Origin of the sequence: Kitasatospora sp. LaBMicrA B282 (assembly GCF_050325825.1) — a bacterium.
In the GTDB taxonomy this organism is placed as follows: Bacteria; Actinomycetota; Actinomycetes; order Streptomycetales; family Streptomycetaceae; genus Kitasatospora.
The window spans coordinates 1-15,632 of the sequence record NZ_JBNQTI010000014.1; the positions used below are offsets into that span (position 1 = coordinate 1).

The 15,632-nt window shown below is 71.1% G+C and carries 13 protein-coding genes and 1 tRNA gene; 8 read left to right on the forward strand and 6 right to left on the reverse strand.

What is annotated here, in order from left to right; all coding sequences use genetic code 11:
- Positions 1-932, reverse strand: a 932-nt coding sequence (locus ACQRUO_RS06725) for a serine/threonine-protein kinase (RefSeq protein WP_428314809.1), incomplete at its 3' end; no start/stop codon positions are given.
- Between the two features lie 75 nt (positions 933-1,007).
- Positions 1,008-3,701 carry a DNA polymerase I gene (polA, locus tag ACQRUO_RS06730; RefSeq protein WP_428314882.1) on the reverse strand — a complete coding sequence of 898 codons (2,694 nt, stop codon included), beginning with the start codon at positions 3,699-3,701 and terminating at the stop codon, positions 1,008-1,010.
- Positions 3,702-3,945: 244 nt separating this feature from the next.
- Between polA and ACQRUO_RS06735 the strand changes: the two genes are divergently transcribed.
- The 6 genes from ACQRUO_RS06735 to ACQRUO_RS06760 all read left to right on the forward strand — a co-directional run bounded on the left by ACQRUO_RS06735 (position 3,946) and on the right by ACQRUO_RS06760 (position 10,619).
- On the forward strand, positions 3,946-4,425 hold the full coding sequence (locus tag ACQRUO_RS06735; RefSeq protein ID WP_428314810.1) for a PaaI family thioesterase: 480 nt from the start codon (positions 3,946-3,948) through the stop codon (positions 4,423-4,425).
- 602 nt (positions 4,426-5,027) lie between these two features.
- A complete protein-coding gene (locus ACQRUO_RS06740) occupies positions 5,028-6,254 on the forward strand; it encodes an ABC transporter substrate-binding protein (protein WP_428314811.1) in 1,227 nt (408 codons plus the stop codon).
- Between the two features lie 53 nt (positions 6,255-6,307).
- Positions 6,308-7,237, forward strand: a complete 930-nt coding sequence (locus ACQRUO_RS06745) for a branched-chain amino acid ABC transporter permease (RefSeq protein ID WP_428314812.1) — start codon at positions 6,308-6,310, stop codon at positions 7,235-7,237.
- An 18-nt stretch (positions 7,238-7,255) separates the two neighbouring features.
- Positions 7,256-9,007 (forward strand): branched-chain amino acid ABC transporter permease, encoded by a 1,752-nt coding sequence (locus ACQRUO_RS06750; protein ID WP_428314813.1) that lies wholly within the window; start codon positions 7,256-7,258, stop codon positions 9,005-9,007.
- Positions 9,008-9,012: 5 nt separating this feature from the next.
- The gene (locus ACQRUO_RS06755; protein ID WP_428314814.1) at positions 9,013-9,903 is read left to right on the forward strand and encodes an ABC transporter ATP-binding protein; all 891 of its coding nucleotides are present in this window, start codon (positions 9,013-9,015) and stop codon (positions 9,901-9,903) included.
- Positions 9,900-10,619, forward strand: a complete 720-nt coding sequence (locus ACQRUO_RS06760; protein WP_428314815.1) for an ABC transporter ATP-binding protein — start codon at positions 9,900-9,902, stop codon at positions 10,617-10,619. Before ACQRUO_RS06755 ends, ACQRUO_RS06760 begins: the two co-directional genes overlap by 4 nt.
- A 36-nt stretch (positions 10,620-10,655) precedes the next feature.
- On the opposite strand, the gene ACQRUO_RS06765 is transcribed toward ACQRUO_RS06760, so the two are convergent.
- The gene (locus ACQRUO_RS06765) at positions 10,656-11,312 is read right to left on the reverse strand and encodes an ANTAR domain-containing response regulator (protein ID WP_428314816.1); all 657 of its coding nucleotides are present in this window, start codon (positions 11,310-11,312) and stop codon (positions 10,656-10,658) included.
- 94 nt (positions 11,313-11,406) lie between these two features.
- On the opposite strand from ACQRUO_RS06765, the gene ACQRUO_RS06770 reads away from it, so the two are divergent.
- Positions 11,407-11,481 (forward strand) — tRNA-Leu (locus tag ACQRUO_RS06770).
- A gap of 493 nt (positions 11,482-11,974) precedes the next feature.
- On the forward strand, positions 11,975-12,376 hold the full coding sequence (locus ACQRUO_RS06775; RefSeq protein ID WP_428314817.1) for a hypothetical protein: 402 nt from the start codon (positions 11,975-11,977) through the stop codon (positions 12,374-12,376).
- A 16-nt stretch (positions 12,377-12,392) separates the two neighbouring features.
- On the opposite strand, the gene ACQRUO_RS06780 is transcribed toward ACQRUO_RS06775, so the two are convergent.
- From ACQRUO_RS06780 to pyk, 3 genes are all read right to left on the reverse strand, one after another.
- Positions 12,393-12,800: a VOC family protein gene (locus ACQRUO_RS06780; RefSeq protein ID WP_428314818.1), complete on the reverse strand. Its 408-nt coding sequence runs from the start codon at positions 12,798-12,800 to the stop codon at positions 12,393-12,395.
- A gap of 78 nt (positions 12,801-12,878) precedes the next feature.
- A complete protein-coding gene (locus tag ACQRUO_RS06785) occupies positions 12,879-13,904 on the reverse strand; it encodes an alpha/beta hydrolase (protein WP_428314819.1) in 1,026 nt (341 codons plus the stop codon).
- A 79-nt stretch (positions 13,905-13,983) separates the two neighbouring features.
- The gene (gene pyk / locus ACQRUO_RS06790; protein ID WP_428314820.1) at positions 13,984-15,429 is read right to left on the reverse strand and encodes a pyruvate kinase; all 1,446 of its coding nucleotides are present in this window, start codon (positions 15,427-15,429) and stop codon (positions 13,984-13,986) included.
- Between the last annotated feature and the right edge of the window lie 203 nt (positions 15,430-15,632).

Below are 15,632 nucleotides of genomic sequence, written 5' to 3' on the forward strand. Positions count from 1 at the left end.
GTGGCGCGCGCCGTGCCGGGCACCGGCGGCGCCGCCACCGCCCGGGTCGCCGGAGGCGTCTGCTGCGCCGCCGGATCCACCGCCGTCGCCGACGCCACCACCGGCACCGCCGCCACCCCCGCGAGCCGCGCCGCCGCCTGCTCCGCGGTCAGCCGGCGCATCGGGTCCTTCGCCAGCAGCCCCAGCACCAGCGGGCCCAGCTCACCCGAACGCACCGGCGGCGCGGGCTCCTCGAAGAGCACCGCGGTCAGCACCCCGGCCGGGTTGCCGCGGCCGAACGGCGGGGTGCCCTCCAGCGCGCAGTAGAGGGTGGCGCCCAGCGAGAAGAGGTCCCCGGCGGGGCCGGCCGCCTCGCCGCGGGCGCGTTCGGGGGCGATGAACTCGACCGAGCCGATGAACGTCCCGGTGGCGGTCAGGGTGGTGTCCCGCTCCTGCACCGCGATGCCGAAGTCGGTCAGCACCACCCGCCCGGTGTCGGTGATCAGCACGTTGGCGGGCTTGACGTCGCGGTGGGTGATCCCGGCGGCGTGCGCCGCGCGCAGCGCGTCCAGCAGGGCGGCGGCCAGCTCGGCCACCCGGGGCACCGGCAGCGGTCCGTGCACCGCGATGATCTGGGCCAGGTCGCGGACCTTGAGCAGCTCCATCACGATCCACGGGGCATCGCCGTGGGTGACGATGTCGTGGATGGTGATGATGTTCGGGTGCTCGCGCAGCCGGGCCGCGTTGCGCGCCTCGCGCTGGGCCCGGACGATCCGCTCGGCCCGTTCGGCGGCCGGCAGCCGCGGCGGCAGCACCACCTCCTTGACGGCCACCTCGCAGTCCAGCGACTCGTCGTGGGCCCGCCAGACCCGGCCCATGCCGCCCTCGCCGAGCGCGGAGACCAGCCGGTACCGCCCGGCGATCACCTGCCCGACCTGCCCGCCACCGTCCACCCGCGGTGCCCCCGTCCCCTGCCGTCCCGGTAGATCGACTGCCGGTCAATCTACCGGGACGTCACCGCCGCGGGCTCAGTGCGCCGCCGCCTCCCAGTTCGCCCCGACGCCGACCGAGACGTCCAGCGGCGCCCGCAGGTCGTAGGCGCCGGCCATCTGCTCGCGCACGACCGCCTCCACCGGCTCCCGCTCGCCCGGGGCCAGCTCCAGCACGATTTCGTCGTGCACCTGGAGCAGCATCCTCGAGCGCAGCCCGGCCCGGGTCAGCGCGTCGTCCACCCGCAGCATGGCGATCTTGACGATGTCGGCGGCCGAGCCCTGCACCGGGGCGTTCAGCGCCATCCGCTCGGCCATCTCGCGGCGCTGGCGGTTGTCGCTGGTCAGGTCCGGCAGGTAACGGCGACGGCCGAGCAGGGTCTCGGTGTACCCGGTGGCGCGGGCCTCCTCGACCACCCGGTGCAGGTAGTCGCGCACCCCACCGAAGCGCTCGAAGTAGGTGTCCATCAGGCCCTGCGCCTCGGCCGGCTTGATGCCCAGCTGCTGGGAGAGCCCGTAGGCCGACAGGCCGTAGGCCAGGCCGTAGGACATCGCCTTGATCTTGCGCCGCATCTCCGCGTCCACCTGGTCCGGCGCCACGCCGAAGACCGAGGAGGCGACCGTGGTGTGCAGGTCCTCGCCGCTGGCGAAGGCCTCGATCAGCGCCTCGTCCGCGGACAGGTGGGCCATGATCCGCAGCTCGATCTGCGAGTAGTCGGCGGTCAGCAGCGACTCGTACCCCTCGCCGACCACGAAGGCGCGGCGGATCAGCCGGCCCTCCTCGGTGCGCACCGGGATGTTCTGCAGGTTCGGGTCCTGCGAGGAGAGCCGGCCGGTGGCGGCGACCATCTGGTTGAAGGTGGTGTGGATCCGGCCCTGCGGCGAGACCGTCTTGAGCAGGCCCTCCACGGTGGTGCGCAGCTTGGCCTGGTCCCGGTGGCGCAGCAGGACGACCGGCAGCTCGTTGTCCGTCTGGCCGGCCAGCCAGGTCAGCGCGTCGGCGTCGGTGGTGTAACCGGTCTTGATCTTCTTGGTCTTGGGCAGGCCCAGCTCGTTGAAGAGGATCTCCTGCAGCTGCTTGGGCGAGCCCAGGTTGAACTCGTGCCCGGCGGCCCGGTGCGCCTCCTCCACCACCCGCTGGATCTCGGTGGCGAACTGGTTCTCCAGCGACTGCAGCCAGGCCCGGTCGGCGGCGATCCCGGTGCGCTCCATCCGGGCCAGCAGCGCGGCGATCGGCAGCTCCATGTCGCGCAGCAGCTCGACCTGGCCGACCTCGGCCAGCCGGCCCTCGAACAGCTCGGCCAGGTCCAGCACCGTGCGGGCCTGCACCATCAGCGCCTGGGCGCCGGCGGTCGGGTCCTCCTCCGGGGCGTCGAAGGCGAGCTGGCCGCTCTCGGCCGCCTCCACAGGGGCCAGCGAACGGGCCAGGTACTCCTCGGCCAGCACCTCCAGGGTGAAGGTGCGCCGACCCGGCTTCTCCAGGTAGGCGGCCAGCGCGGTGTCGGCGGCCACCCCCGCCACCGTCCAGCCGTGCTCGGCGAAGGCACGGATCACCTGCTTGGCGATGTGCAGCGCCTTGGGACGGGCCGGATCGGCCAACCACCCGGCGAACGCCCGCTCGTCCGCCTCGGCCAGCTGGGCCGGGTCGAACCAGGCGGCCGCCTCGCCGGTGGCCAACGCCACCTCCTGCACCGAACCGCTGCCCAGCGCCCACTGGTAGGCGGCGGCCAGCGCCACCGGGGCTCCACCCGCGGCGGGCCCGTAGGCATGCTGAGCCAGCCAGCCGGCCAAGGCCCCCTGCTCGGTCAGCAGCTCGCCGGCCACCTCGACACCGGGCGCCACCTCGGCCGCCGGCTCCGCGCCGCCCGCGACGTCCAGCGCGTACACCCGCTCGCGGAAGTTGGGGTTGCGGAACTCCAGCGCCTCCATGATCCGCCCGACCGCCTCCCGGTCGAACGGCTCGCGGACCAGCTCCGGCACGCCCAGCGGCAGCTCCACGTCGCGCACCAGCTCGGTGAGCACCCGGTTGCGCTTGACCGAGTCCAGGTTCTCGCGCAGCTTCTCGCCGATCTTGCCCTTCACCTCGTCGGCCCGGGCGACCAGCTCGTCGAACGAACCGAACTGGTTGACCCACTTCGCGGCCGTCTTCTCGCCGACCCCGGGGATGCCGGGCAGGTTGTCCGACGGGTCACCGCGCAGCGCCGCCAGGTCGGGGTACTGGCGCGGGGTGACGCCGTACTTCTCGGCGACCTTCTCCGGGGTGTAGCGGGTCAGCTCGGAGACACCCTTGGTGGGGTAGAGCACCGTGGTGCGCTCGGTGACCAGCTGCAGCGAGTCCCGGTCACCGGTGACGATCAGCACCTCGAAGCCGGCCGCCTCGGCGGCGGTGGCCAGGGTCGCGATGATGTCGTCCGCCTCGAAGCCCTCCAGCGACAGCCGCGGCACCTTCATCGCGTCCAACAGCTCGCCGATCAGGCCGATCTGGCTGCGGAACTCGTCGGGGGTGGCGGACCGGTTGGCCTTGTAGTCGGGGAACTCGGCCGAACGGAAGGTCTTGCGCGAGACGTCGAAGGCCACCGCGAGGTGGGTGGGGGCCTCGTCCCGCACGGTGTTGGCGACCATCGAGGCGAAGCCGTAGACCGCGTTGGTCGGCTGCCCGGTGGAGGTGTTGAAGTTCTCCACCGGCAGGGCGTAGAACGCCCGGTACGCCAGCGAATGGCCGTCGAGCAGCATCAGTCGGGGGCGCGCCCCGGCCGCCTGGCCCGTACTGCCGCCGCTCTGCTCCGCACTCCGCTGCGCCACGTCAACGTCCGTTCCTCGCCGTTCCAGCAACTACCGCCCCCGATCCTAGGCGGCAGGGCCGACATCCCGGACCAGCCACGGCCGGGCCCGACAGCGCGGCCCGACACGCCGGTCGTACGATCACGAAAGGCGATCACGACCGGAGACCGCCGCCCTCACCAGGAGATGCAGACCGATGACCGAGCAAGCCCCCACCGACTCCGCAGGCCGCGCCCCGCTGGTGCTGGACGTGCCGCAGGACGTGCTGGACCACTTCGCCAAGCTCGGGGTCGAGCCCAGCACCTTCTCCGGGGGCACCCTCGGCGACAAGATGGACATCCGGATCGTGGAGGCCTCCGGCGACCGGGTGGTGGGCACCATGCCGGTGGAAGGCAACCAGCAGCCCTACGGCCTGCTGCACGGCGGCGCCTCGGCCGCGCTGGCCGAGACCCTCGGCTCGATCGCCGCGATGATCCACGCCGGCCCCGGCCGCTACGCGGTGGGCGTCGACCTCAACGTCACCCACCACCGCTCGGCTACCTCCGGCCTGGTCACCGGTGTGGCCACCGCCGTCTTCAAGGGCCGCACCGCCGCGACCTACGAGATCGCGATCACCGACGACACCGGCCGCCGGCTCACCAGCTGCCGCCTCACCTGCGCGCTGCGCGACCTCTGACCGACCCCACTCGCCGGGCGGCGCGGATCGCACCACCGATCCACGCTGCCCCGTCAGCCCCATGCGCCCCCTTTGTTTGGCCGCCGCCCCCACTGGGCAGGTCCCTGGCCGACGAGGGGGCGCAGTCGTTCACCGCCACGGCCTGCCGTGACGCTGCGTTACATTCACGTGAACCCCGGCCCGTCCATTCACCCCCGCCACACCCCCGGAACCACCCGGCAGCCACTCCGCATCCCCTCATGAGTCCGCATTCCGGACGCCCGCGCCCGAGCCCCGGCCCCTCGGACACCCTGCCCCGCAGAGCGGACATCAGGCCCACCACCACTCGGTTTTCAGCCAGTTGAGTGATCGACAAGAAAGATCGCCAGCTCAGGGCGACGCCGAACCATTTCCCTCGCTCGCATTCCGAGACACCGGCATGCGGTGCTCATAACAAGAGAATCACAGCACGCGCACACCCCTGCCACCCACGGTCATCGCGCTCTAGAGTCACGGCCAGTCACCGCACCACCGGAACGGGCCATCCAGTTCGGGCTGCCACGGCGCGCGAACCGGCCGCCGGCCGACCCCGGCCCGCTGCCTCTCGACCAAAGGGGACCCACGTGCGCCACCGTTCATTCCTCGTCCTGAGCATCGCCCTCGCCGGCGCCCTCACCGTCTCCGCCTGCGGCTCCCGCGGCAGCAGCAAGTCCAGCGACAACTCCGCCGGCGGCATCACCGTCACCATCGGCGTCGACGCCCCGCTCTCCGGCGAGAACTCGGCCACCGGCCTCGGCATCCAGTACGGCACCACCATCGCCGTGGCCGACGCCAACGCCAACCACTGGGTCCCCGGCGTCACCTTCAAGGTCGCCGCCAAGGACGACCAGGCGCAGCCCGCCACCGGCCAGCAGAACGCCACCGCACTGGTCGCCGACAACACCGTGCTCGGCGTCGTCGGCCCGCTCAACTCCGGTGTCGCACAGTCGATGCAGCAGGTCTTCGCGGCCGCCAACCTGGTCGAGATCTCCCCCTCCAACACCAACGTCGCACTCACCCAGGGCCCCAACTGGGCCGGCGGCCAGAAGAGCCGCCAGTTCAAGACCTACTTCCGCACCGCCACCACCGACGCCCTGCAGGGCGCCTTCGCCGCCCAGTACGCGACCAGCATCGGCAAGAAGAACGCCTTCGTGGTCGACGACAAGCAGGCCTACGGCTCCGGCCTGGCCGGCATCTTCAAGGACTCCTTCACCAAGGACGGCGGCGCCATCGCCGGCACCGACCACGTCACCACCGGGGACAAGGACTTCTCCACCCTGGTCACCAAGATCAAGGCCTCCGGCGCCGACCTGCTCTACTACGGCGGCCAGTACGACGAAGCCTCGCTGCTCTCCAAGCAGCTCAAGGCGGCCGGCGACAACATCCCGCTGTTCGGCGGCGACGGCATCTACTCCACCGCCTACATCTCCACCGCCGGCGCCGGCGCCGAGGGCGACCTCGCCACCTCGGTCGGCGTCCCGGTCGACTCGCTGGCCACCGCCAAGGACTTCATCGCCAAGTACAAGTCCGCCGGCTACCCCGGCGACTACGGCACCTACGGCGGCTACTCCTACGACGCCGCCACCGCCATCATCAAGGCCGTCGGCACCGTGGTCAGCGCCAACCAGGGCAAGCTGCCCGGCGACGCCCGCCAGCAGGTCGTCGCAGCCGTGCAGAACATCAACTTCGCCGGCATCACCGGTCAGATCTCCTTCGACCAGTACGGCGACACCAACAACAAGCAGCTGACCGTCTACCAGGTCAAGAACGGCGCCTGGGCCTCGGTCAAGACCGACACCTACAACGGCTGACGCACCGCCCGGCCCCGCCCGCGCAACCCGACTCCCCCGACCTGGAGGCTGCGGTGCACACCCTGCCGCAACAACTCGCCAACGGCCTGTTCCTAGGCTCCACCTACGGGCTGATCGCCATCGGATACACGATGGTCTACGGCATCGTGCAGCTCATCAACTTCGCCCACGGCGAGATCTTCATGACCGGGGGCTTCGGCGCCCTCACCGTCTGGCTCGCCCTGCCGCACGGCACCAGCCTCTGGCTCGCCCTGCCGCTGATGCTGCTCGGCGGCGCCCTCACCTCGGTCCTGATCGCCCTCGGCGCCGAACGCTTCGCCTACCGCCCGCTGCGCAGCGCCCCGCGACTGGCCCCGCTGATCGCCGCGATCGGCCTCTCGCTCACCCTCCAGCAGGCCGTGCACAACCTCTACCCCAAGGCCACCAGCCCCCGCGCCTTCCCCCAACTCGCCGCCGGCCCCTGGCACCTGGGCAGCATCCAGATCCAGTCCGGCGACCTGTTCACGGTGATCGCCGCACCGATCTGCATGGTCATCCTCGGCGTCTTCGTCCAACGCTCGCGCACCGGACGCGCCATGCAGGCCACCGCCCAGGACCCCGACACCGCCCAACTGATGGGCATCGACACCAACCGGATCATCGCCGCCGCGTTCGGCATCGGCGCGCTCTTCGCCGCCGTCGCCGCCGTCTGCTACGGCCTGCGCTACGGCGAAGTCGACTACAGCATGGGCTTCCAGGCCGGCCTCAAGGCCTTCACCGCCGCCGTCCTCGGCGGCATCGGCAACATCTACGGCGCCATGCTCGGCGGCCTGGTCCTCGGCCTCGCCGAAGCCCTCGCCACCGCCTACATCTCCAACATCCCCGGCATGCAACAACTCGGCGGCGGCAGCTGGGCCGACGTCTGGGCATTCGTCCTGCTCATCCTGGTCCTGCTGCTACGGCCCCAGGGCCTGCTCGGCGAACGCGTCGCGGACCGGGCCTGAGGCGAAGGAGCAGCAGAGATGACCACCAGCCCCACCGCCCTCGCCCTGCGCCGCGCCGCCGGCCGCACCCTGGCCCGCCTCGAAGGCACCCTGCCGGCCCCCGCCGCCCGCGCCCTGATCGCCACCGGCGCCGTACTCACCACCGCCTCCGCCTTCCTCTCCTGGACCTGGACCGACCGCTTCCCCGGCGACCTCACCGTCACCGGCTACCCCGGCGGCCTGCAGTGGCTCACCGTCACCAGCGGCCTCCTGCTGCTGCTCCAGACACTGGCCGCCACCGGCCTGCGCGGCCTCGGCGGCCTGGCCCCCACCGGCCACACCGCCGCCCTGCGCTTCCTCGCCCTCGGCGCCTTCGCCACCACCTGGTTCACCCTCGGCGCCATCACCATCGAACTCGGCGGCCTGGCCAACCTCACCACCGGCGGCGTGCTCGCCAGCCTCGCCGTACTGCCCGCGCTCTACGGCGCCCTCGCCCTACCCGGCGACCGCCGACCGGCCCCCGCCCCCGCACCCCGACCCGCCTGGCTGGAACACCTGCAGATCGTCGCGATCGCCGCCGCCGGCCTGCTCGTCTTCACCTACGGCATCGACACCGAGTACGGCGAACTCTTCGAAGGCTTCCTGATCACCCTCGGCTGCACCGCCGCCGCCCACCACACCAGCGGCCTGCTGGAACGCCTCACCTCCCTGCTCCAACGCCGCCGCGGCGCCGCCACCGCAGCCGCCTTCACCGCCGCCGCCCTCTTCCCGCTCACCCAGAACAACGACCACGACGCCAACGTCGGCGTCAACATCCTGATCTTCGCCACCGTCGCCCTCGGCCTCAACATCGTCGTCGGCCTCACCGGCCTGCTCGACCTCGGCTACGTCGCCTTCCTCGGCGTCGGCGCCTACACCGCCGCCCTGGTCTCCGGCTCCCCCTACTCCCCCTTCCACCACGCCCAGGTCCCGTTCTGGGCCGCCGCCCTGCTCGGCGCCGCCGTCTCCCTGGTCTTCGGCGTCCTGATCGGCGCCCCCACCCTGCGACTGCGCGGCGACTACCTGGCCATCGTCACCATCGGCTTCGGAGAGATCTTCCACATCGCCGTGCAGAACCTCGACGGCACCTCCGGACCGAAGATCACCAACGGCCCCAACGGCATCCCGCAGATCCCCGACATCAGCGTCTTCGGCCTCGACCTCGGCAACCCCCACCAACTCGGCTCGATCACCATCGGCCGGTTCGCCAACTACTTCTACCTGATGCTGATCGTCACCCTGATCGTCATCGCCGTCTTCAGCCGCGCCGGCAACTCCCGCATCGGCCGCGCCTGGATCGCCATCCGCGAGGACGAGACCGCCGCCGAAGCCATGGGCATCAACGGCTTCCGGACCAAACTCGTCGCCTTCGCCCTCGGCGCCTCACTCGCCGGCCTGGCCGGCACCGTCAGCGCCCACGTCACCTACAACGTGGTCCCCGACCCCTACGTCTTCGCCGGCTCCACCCCACCCAACTCCGCCTTCCTGCTCGCCGCCGTCGTCCTCGGCGGCATGGGCACCGTCAGCGGCCCCCTGCTCGGCGCCGCCCTGCTCTACCTCATCCCCGAGAAACTCTCCTTCCTGCAGAACTACCAACTCCTCGCCTTCGGCGTCGCCCTCATCCTGCTCATGCGCTTCCGCCCCGAGGGCATCATCGCCAACCGGCGCCGCAAGCTCGAGTTCCACGCCGCCGACCTGCCCGCCCAGGCCGGCAGCACCGAGGACGCCGACCTCAGCAAGGCAGGGGCCTGACCCACATGACCACCACCACCGACACCCCCGCCCCCGACACCACCCCCGACCCCACCCCGCTGCTCCACGCCAGCGGCGTCACCATGCGCTTCGGCGGCCTGACCGCCGTCAACGCCGTCGACCTCACCGTCCGCGAAGGCGAGATCATCGGCCTGATCGGCCCCAACGGCGCCGGCAAGACCACCTTCTTCAACTGCCTCACCGGCCTCTACGTCCCCACCGAGGGCAAGGTCAGCTACCGCGGCCGGATCCTCCCGCCCAAACCCCACCTGGTCACCCAGGCCGGCATCGCCCGCACCTTCCAGAACATCCGGCTCTTCGCCAACATGACCGTGCTGGAGAACGTCCTGGTCGGCCGACACAGCCGCACCAAGGAAGGCCTGCTCTCCGCCCTGGTCCGCGGCCCCGGCTACCGCCGCGCCGAAGCCGACAGCCGGGAGAAGGCCATGGCCCTGCTCGACTTCACCGGCCTCGCCGACAAAGCCGACGACCTGGCCCGCAACCTCCCCTACGGCGAACAACGCAAACTCGAGATCGCCCGCGCCCTGGCCAGCGAACCCGGCCTGCTGCTGCTCGACGAACCCACCGCCGGCATGAACCCCCAGGAGACCCGCGCCGCCGAGGAACTCGTCTTCGCCATCCGCGACCGCGGCGTGGCCATCCTCGTCATCGAGCACGACATGCGCTTCATCTTCAACCTCTGCGACCGCACCGCCGTCCTGGTCCAGGGCCAGAAGATCGTCGAAGGCGACCGCGAGACCGTGCAGAACGACGAACGGGTGATCACCGCCTACCTGGGCGAACCACTGCAGACCGAGCCCGCCACCCCCGAACCCGCCACGGCCGACAGCGAGAGCGACACCGAGCACGACACCGAGAGCGAGACGGACGCATGAGCACCCCCCTGCTGGACGTCCAGGACCTCCGGGTCGCCTACGGCAAGATCGAAGCCGTCAAAGGCATCAGCTTCACCGTCCACACCGGCGAAGTCACCACCCTCATCGGCACCAACGGCGCCGGCAAGACCACCACCCTGCGCACCCTCTCCGGCCTGCTGCGCCCCACCGCCGGCAGCATCACCTTCGACGGACAACGCCTGGAACAGGTCCCCGCCCACCGGATCGTCGCCCTGGGCCTGGCCCACTCCCCCGAGGGCCGGCACATCTTCCCCCGGATGACCATCGAGGAGAACCTGCTCCTCGGCGCCTTCCTGCGCAAGGACCAACCCGGCATCACCGAGGACGTCGAACACGCCTACGCACTCTTCCCGATCCTCGGCGAACGCCGCCGCCAGGCCGCCGGCACCCTCTCCGGCGGCGAACAGCAGATGCTCGCCATGGGCCGCGCCCTGATGTCCCGTCCCAAACTGCTGATGCTCGACGAACCCAGCATGGGCCTCTCGCCGATCATGATGCAGAAGATCATGGCCACCATCGTCGAACTCAAGCGCGGCGGCACCACCATCCTGCTCGTCGAACAGAACGCCCAGGCCGCCCTCTCCCTCAGCGACCGCGGCTACGTGATGCAGACCGGCCGGATCGTGCTCAGCGGCACCGGCGCCGAACTGCTCCGCGACGAGTCCGTCCGCAAGTCCTACCTCGGGGAGGACTGAACCCTCCCCGCCACGACCGGGCCCCGGCGGCGGCGCTCAGCTCGCCCCGCCGGCCTCGGCCTGCTTGCGGTCCTGGGCCTCGCCCTCCTCGATGACCGCCTCGGCCACCGCGGCCATCGTCATCCGCCGGTCCATCGAGGTCTTCTGGATCCACCGGAACGCCGCCGGCTCGTTCAGCCCGAACTTCGTCTGCAGCACGCTCTTCGCCCGGTCCACCAGCTTGCGGGTCTCGAGGCGCAGCGTGAGGTCGGCGATCTCCCCCTCCAGCGCCCGCATCTCGGTGTACCGGGACACCGCCATCTCGATCGCCGGCACCAGGTCGCTCTTGGAGAACGGCTTCACGATGTACGCCATCGCCCCGGCATCCCGCGCCCGGTCCACCAGCTCCCGCTGCGAGAACGCGGTCAGCATCAGCACCGGCGCCAGGTGCGCCTCGTGGATCTGCTCGGCGGCGGACAGCCCGTCCAGGACCGGCATCTTCACGTCGAGGATCGCCAGGTCCGGCTTCAACTCGGTCACCAGCCGGACCGCGGTCTCCCCGTCCCCCGCCTCGCCGACGACGGTGTACCCCTCCTCCTCCAACATCTCCTTCAGGTCGAGCCGGATCAGCGCCTCGTCCTCGGCAATGACAATCCGGGTGATCTGGGGCGAGTCGGTCTCAAGCGCCTGGGGCTGCTCGTCGGCGGTGCTCACTGGACTCCTCGTTGTGGCGGGGGTGCATGCACGAGGGTACTAAGACGCGGTATGTTTGAGTCACGCAGTCGGGGGCCGGACCTTCGATTGTTAGGCCCCGATAGCCCAATTGGCAGCAGGCGAAGGTCTCAAACACCTTACAGTGTGGGTTCGAGTCCCACTCGGGGCACTTTTCCTTCAATTCGAAGGACATAAAGAATAGATAATGGTCGGCGATCTTCACCCATTCGGCCGACGCCCGGTGGAGTGAACCGGGTCCATTCACCCAGCCTCCCGCTACGCAAGCGAACAAGCTCGGTCACATGTACGACATGGCCGCCCGAGCCCGCGCCGTGGCTCTCCACCGCTCCGGCCTGACCTTCAGCGAGGTCAGCCGCGCCACCGGCATCTCCCGCCACTCCATCCGAGAGTGGACCCTCGACATCACGCCGAGCCCCCGGATGACCGCCGAATGCCCCCTCGTCACAGGCCGGTTGGCCGCCGACCGGCCGCCAGAGGCCTACAGCTACCTACTCGGCCTCTACCTCGGCGACGGCTGCCTGAGCGAAGGGCGGAAGTCCGTGTACGCGCTGCGAATCGCGTGCGGCAACGCCTGGCCAGGACTCATAGACCGGTGCGAGGAGAGCGTCCGAGCGGTCATGCCCACGAACGGAGTTCTGCGCGTGCCCGCCCCTGGATGCACCTCGGTGGTCAGCACGAGCAAACACTGGCCCTGCCTCTTCCCCCAGCACGGCCCCGGGAAGAAGCACGACCGTCCCATCGTCCTCGCCCCCTGGCAGCGGGAGATCGTGGACGCCCATCCGTGGCCGTTCCTCCGCGGTCTGATCCACTCCGACGGCTGTCGGATCGTCAACTGGACGACCCGCGGGGCCAAGCGCTACGAGTACCCCCGCTACTTCTTCACCAACAAGTCCCCCGACATCATCGCCCTCCTCACCACCACCCTCGACGCCGTCGGCGTCCAATGGAAGGCCGCCCACCGCAGCAACGGCACCACCAACATCTCCATCGCCCGCCGGGACTGCGTCGCCCTGATGGACCGCCACATCGGCCCCAAGTACTGACTCGCCCACCGCCCCCTCAGCCCGCGTCCGCCCCGTCCTCCGGGTACCAGCGCAGCTCGACCGTGTTGCCGTCCGGGTCCTCCACGTACAGCGACTGCGCCTTGCCCCGGGCGCCGAAGCGTGGGCCGGGGCCGTCCAGCACCGTGAAGGTGCCCGCGTCGATCACCTCCTGCCACTCCAGCGGCTCGACCACCAGGCAGATGTGGTCGACGTTGCGGATCTTCCCCTCCCCCGCGGGGCGGGCGACCAGGTCGATGATGGTGGTCGGGCTGATCCGGACCGAGGGGAAGGACACCTGGCCGGCGCGCCACTCGTCGACCCGCACCGGGGCGAGGCCGAGCGGGCCGCAGTAGAAGGCGAGCGAGCGTTCCACGTCCTCGACGGTGAGGACGAGGTGGTCGAAGTCCTTGACGCGAACCTGCATGGGGTGGCTGCCTCCGCTCCGGTGATCACTGGTCAGCGAGCGTACTGGCTCCGGGATTCCGACGGGAGGGGCACTCCGTCACCTCGCCAGCAGCCGCCGCAGCCAGCGGGTGCGGGCCTCGCCGGCGTCCAGGCTGACGGCCGCCCCAGGGGCGAGGGTGTCGAAGCCGTGGCAGGCGCCGGGCCAGACGTGCAGTTCGGCCTCGCCGCCGGCCTGCCAGAGGGCGTTGGCATAGGCGACCACCTCGTCCCGGAAGGTTTCGGCGGAGCCGACGTCGAGGTAGGCCGGGGGCAGCGCGGACAGGTCGGTGGAGCGGGCGCGGGCGGGGGCGGCGTAGAGAGGCAGGTCGGCGGCGCCGTGGCGGTCGCCCAGGGCGGCCTGCCAGGCGGTCGCGTTGGAGGTGCGGTCCCAGGTGTCGTGGCCGTCCATCTGGTGGCTGGAGTAGGTGGTGCCGCGGTCGTCGAGCATCGGGCTGAGCAGCAGTTGGCCGAGCGGCTGCGGGCCGCCGCGGTCGCGGGTCAGCAGGGCGAGGGCGGCGGCGAGGCCGCCGCCGGCGCTCTTGCCGGCGAGGATGATGCGGTCGGCGTCGAGGCCGAGGTCGCCCGCGTGGTCGGCGGCCCAGCGCAGGCCGGTGTGGCAGGCCTCCAGCGGCTCGGGGTAACGGGCGCGGGGGGCCAGGGGGTACTCGACGGAGAGGACGGCGAGGTTCAGCGGGACTGCCAAGGTGCGCAGCACCCAGGGCACCACGGACCAGGCGTTGCCGCCGATCAGGCCGCCGCCGTGCAGGTAGTAGAGCAGTGGCAGCGGTCCGGTGGTCCCGGCGGGCCGGGCGCTGACGAGCGTGACGTCGCCCCCGCCGTCCAGTCCGCCCCGGGTGCCGGGCGCGCGCAGTTCGGTCACCTCGAAGCGGCCGTCGGCCTGGAGTTCGCGGACCGTGGGCCGGGGGCGGGTTGCGGCGTCGCGCTGCTGCCACTCCGCGAGGTCGGCGGGGGTGAGCTGCCGGCGGGCCGGGCCCCGGGGTGCGAGCGCGCGGGCCAGTTCCGGGTCGATGGGGGGCACCTGACGGGCCTTCGACGCCTCGGACGGAAGTTCACCGATACTCATGTCCGGACCCTACGCCCGCGGCCCGTGGCGGCCCATGGGGGCGCCCACCCACGACAGGCGCCCCCACCGACCGTCCCCGTCAGTTGTCCAACTGCCCCACGTGGTGCACCCGGACCAGGTTGGTGGAGCCCGACACCCCGGGCGGCGAGCCGGCGGTGATGATCACGACGTCACCCCGCTTGCAGCGGCCGAGGCTGAGCAGCTGCGCGTCCACCTGGGCGACCATCTCGTCGGTGGTCGGGACGAACGGGCCGAGGAAGGTCTCCACGCCCCAGGTCAGGGCCAGCTGGCTGCGCACGGCGGGCTCGTAGGTGAAGGCGAGGACCGGGATGGGCGAGCGGTAGCGGGTCAGGCGGCGGGCGGTGTCGCCGCTCTGGGTGAAGGCGATCAGGTACTTGGCGTGCAGGAAGTCGCCGATCTCGGCGGCCGCGCGGGCGACGGCGCCGCCCTGGGTGCGCGGCTTGTTGCGGGTGGTCAGCGGGGGCAGGCCGGCGGCCAGCACCTCCTCCTCGACGGCCTCGATGATCCGGCTCATGGTCTTGACCGTCTCGATCGGGTACTTGCCGACCGAGGTCTCGCCGGAGAGCATCACGGCGTCGCTGCCGTCGAGCACGGCGTTGGCGACGTCGGAGGCCTCGGCGCGGGTGGGCCGGGAGGCGTGGATCATCGAGTCCAGCATCTGGGTGGCGACGATGACCGGCTTGGCGTTGCGCCTGGCCAGCTTGATCGCCCGCTTCTGGACCAGCGGGACCTGCTCCAGCGGGAGTTCGACGCCCAGGTCGCCGCGGGCGACCATCAGGCCGTCGAAGGCGTCGACGATGGAGTCGATGCTCTCCACGGCCTGCGGCTTCTCGATCTTGGCGATGACGGGGAGGAAGCGTCCTTCCTCCCGCATCACGGTGTGCACGTCCTCGATGTCGCGGCCGCTGCGGACGAAGGAGAGCGCGACCAGGTCGGCGCCGATCCGCAGGCCCCAGCGCAGGTCGGCGACGTCCTTGTCGCTGAGCGCGGGGACGGAGACGGCCACGCCGGGCAGGTTGAGGCCCTTGTGGTCGGAGATCAGGCCGCCCTCGATGACGATGCAGCGGACCCGGGGGCCGTCCACGTGGGTGACTTCCAGGCAGACCCGGCCGTCGTCGATCAGGATCCGCTCCCCGCGCGCGACGTCGTTGGCGAGCCCGGGGTAGGTGGTGCCGCAGGTCTCCTTGTCGCCGGGGACGTCCTCCACCGTGATGGTGAACTCGTCGCCGCGTTCAAGGAGTACGGGGCCTTCGGCGAAGGTGCCGAGGCGGATCTTCGGGCCTTGAAGGTCGACCAGGATGCCGACACTGCGGCCGGTCTCGTCGGCGGCCTTGCGGACCCGACGGTACCGCTCCTCGTGTTCGGCGTGGGAGCCGTGGCTCAGGTTGAATCGGGCGATGTCCATCCCGGCCTCGACCAGCGCTTTGATCTGGTCGTACGAGTCGGTGGCGGGCCCGAGGGTGCAGACGATTTTTGCTCGGCGCATGACTCCGAGCGTATGCATTACCGGTGCGTAACAACGACGTTCTGCCGGGCCGTCATGTGTCGACTGCGGAAAGCTTCGTTGAACTTTCTGACGACTCGTGACATCCCTTGATCCACCGTCCAGTTGACCGGGGCCCGAGTGGCCTGATGCGGATCCGTGAAGGCCTGTTCACCTCCGGTTCAACCGTCGGAAAGCCGCCGCTCGGCGCCCGGCGGGACTCT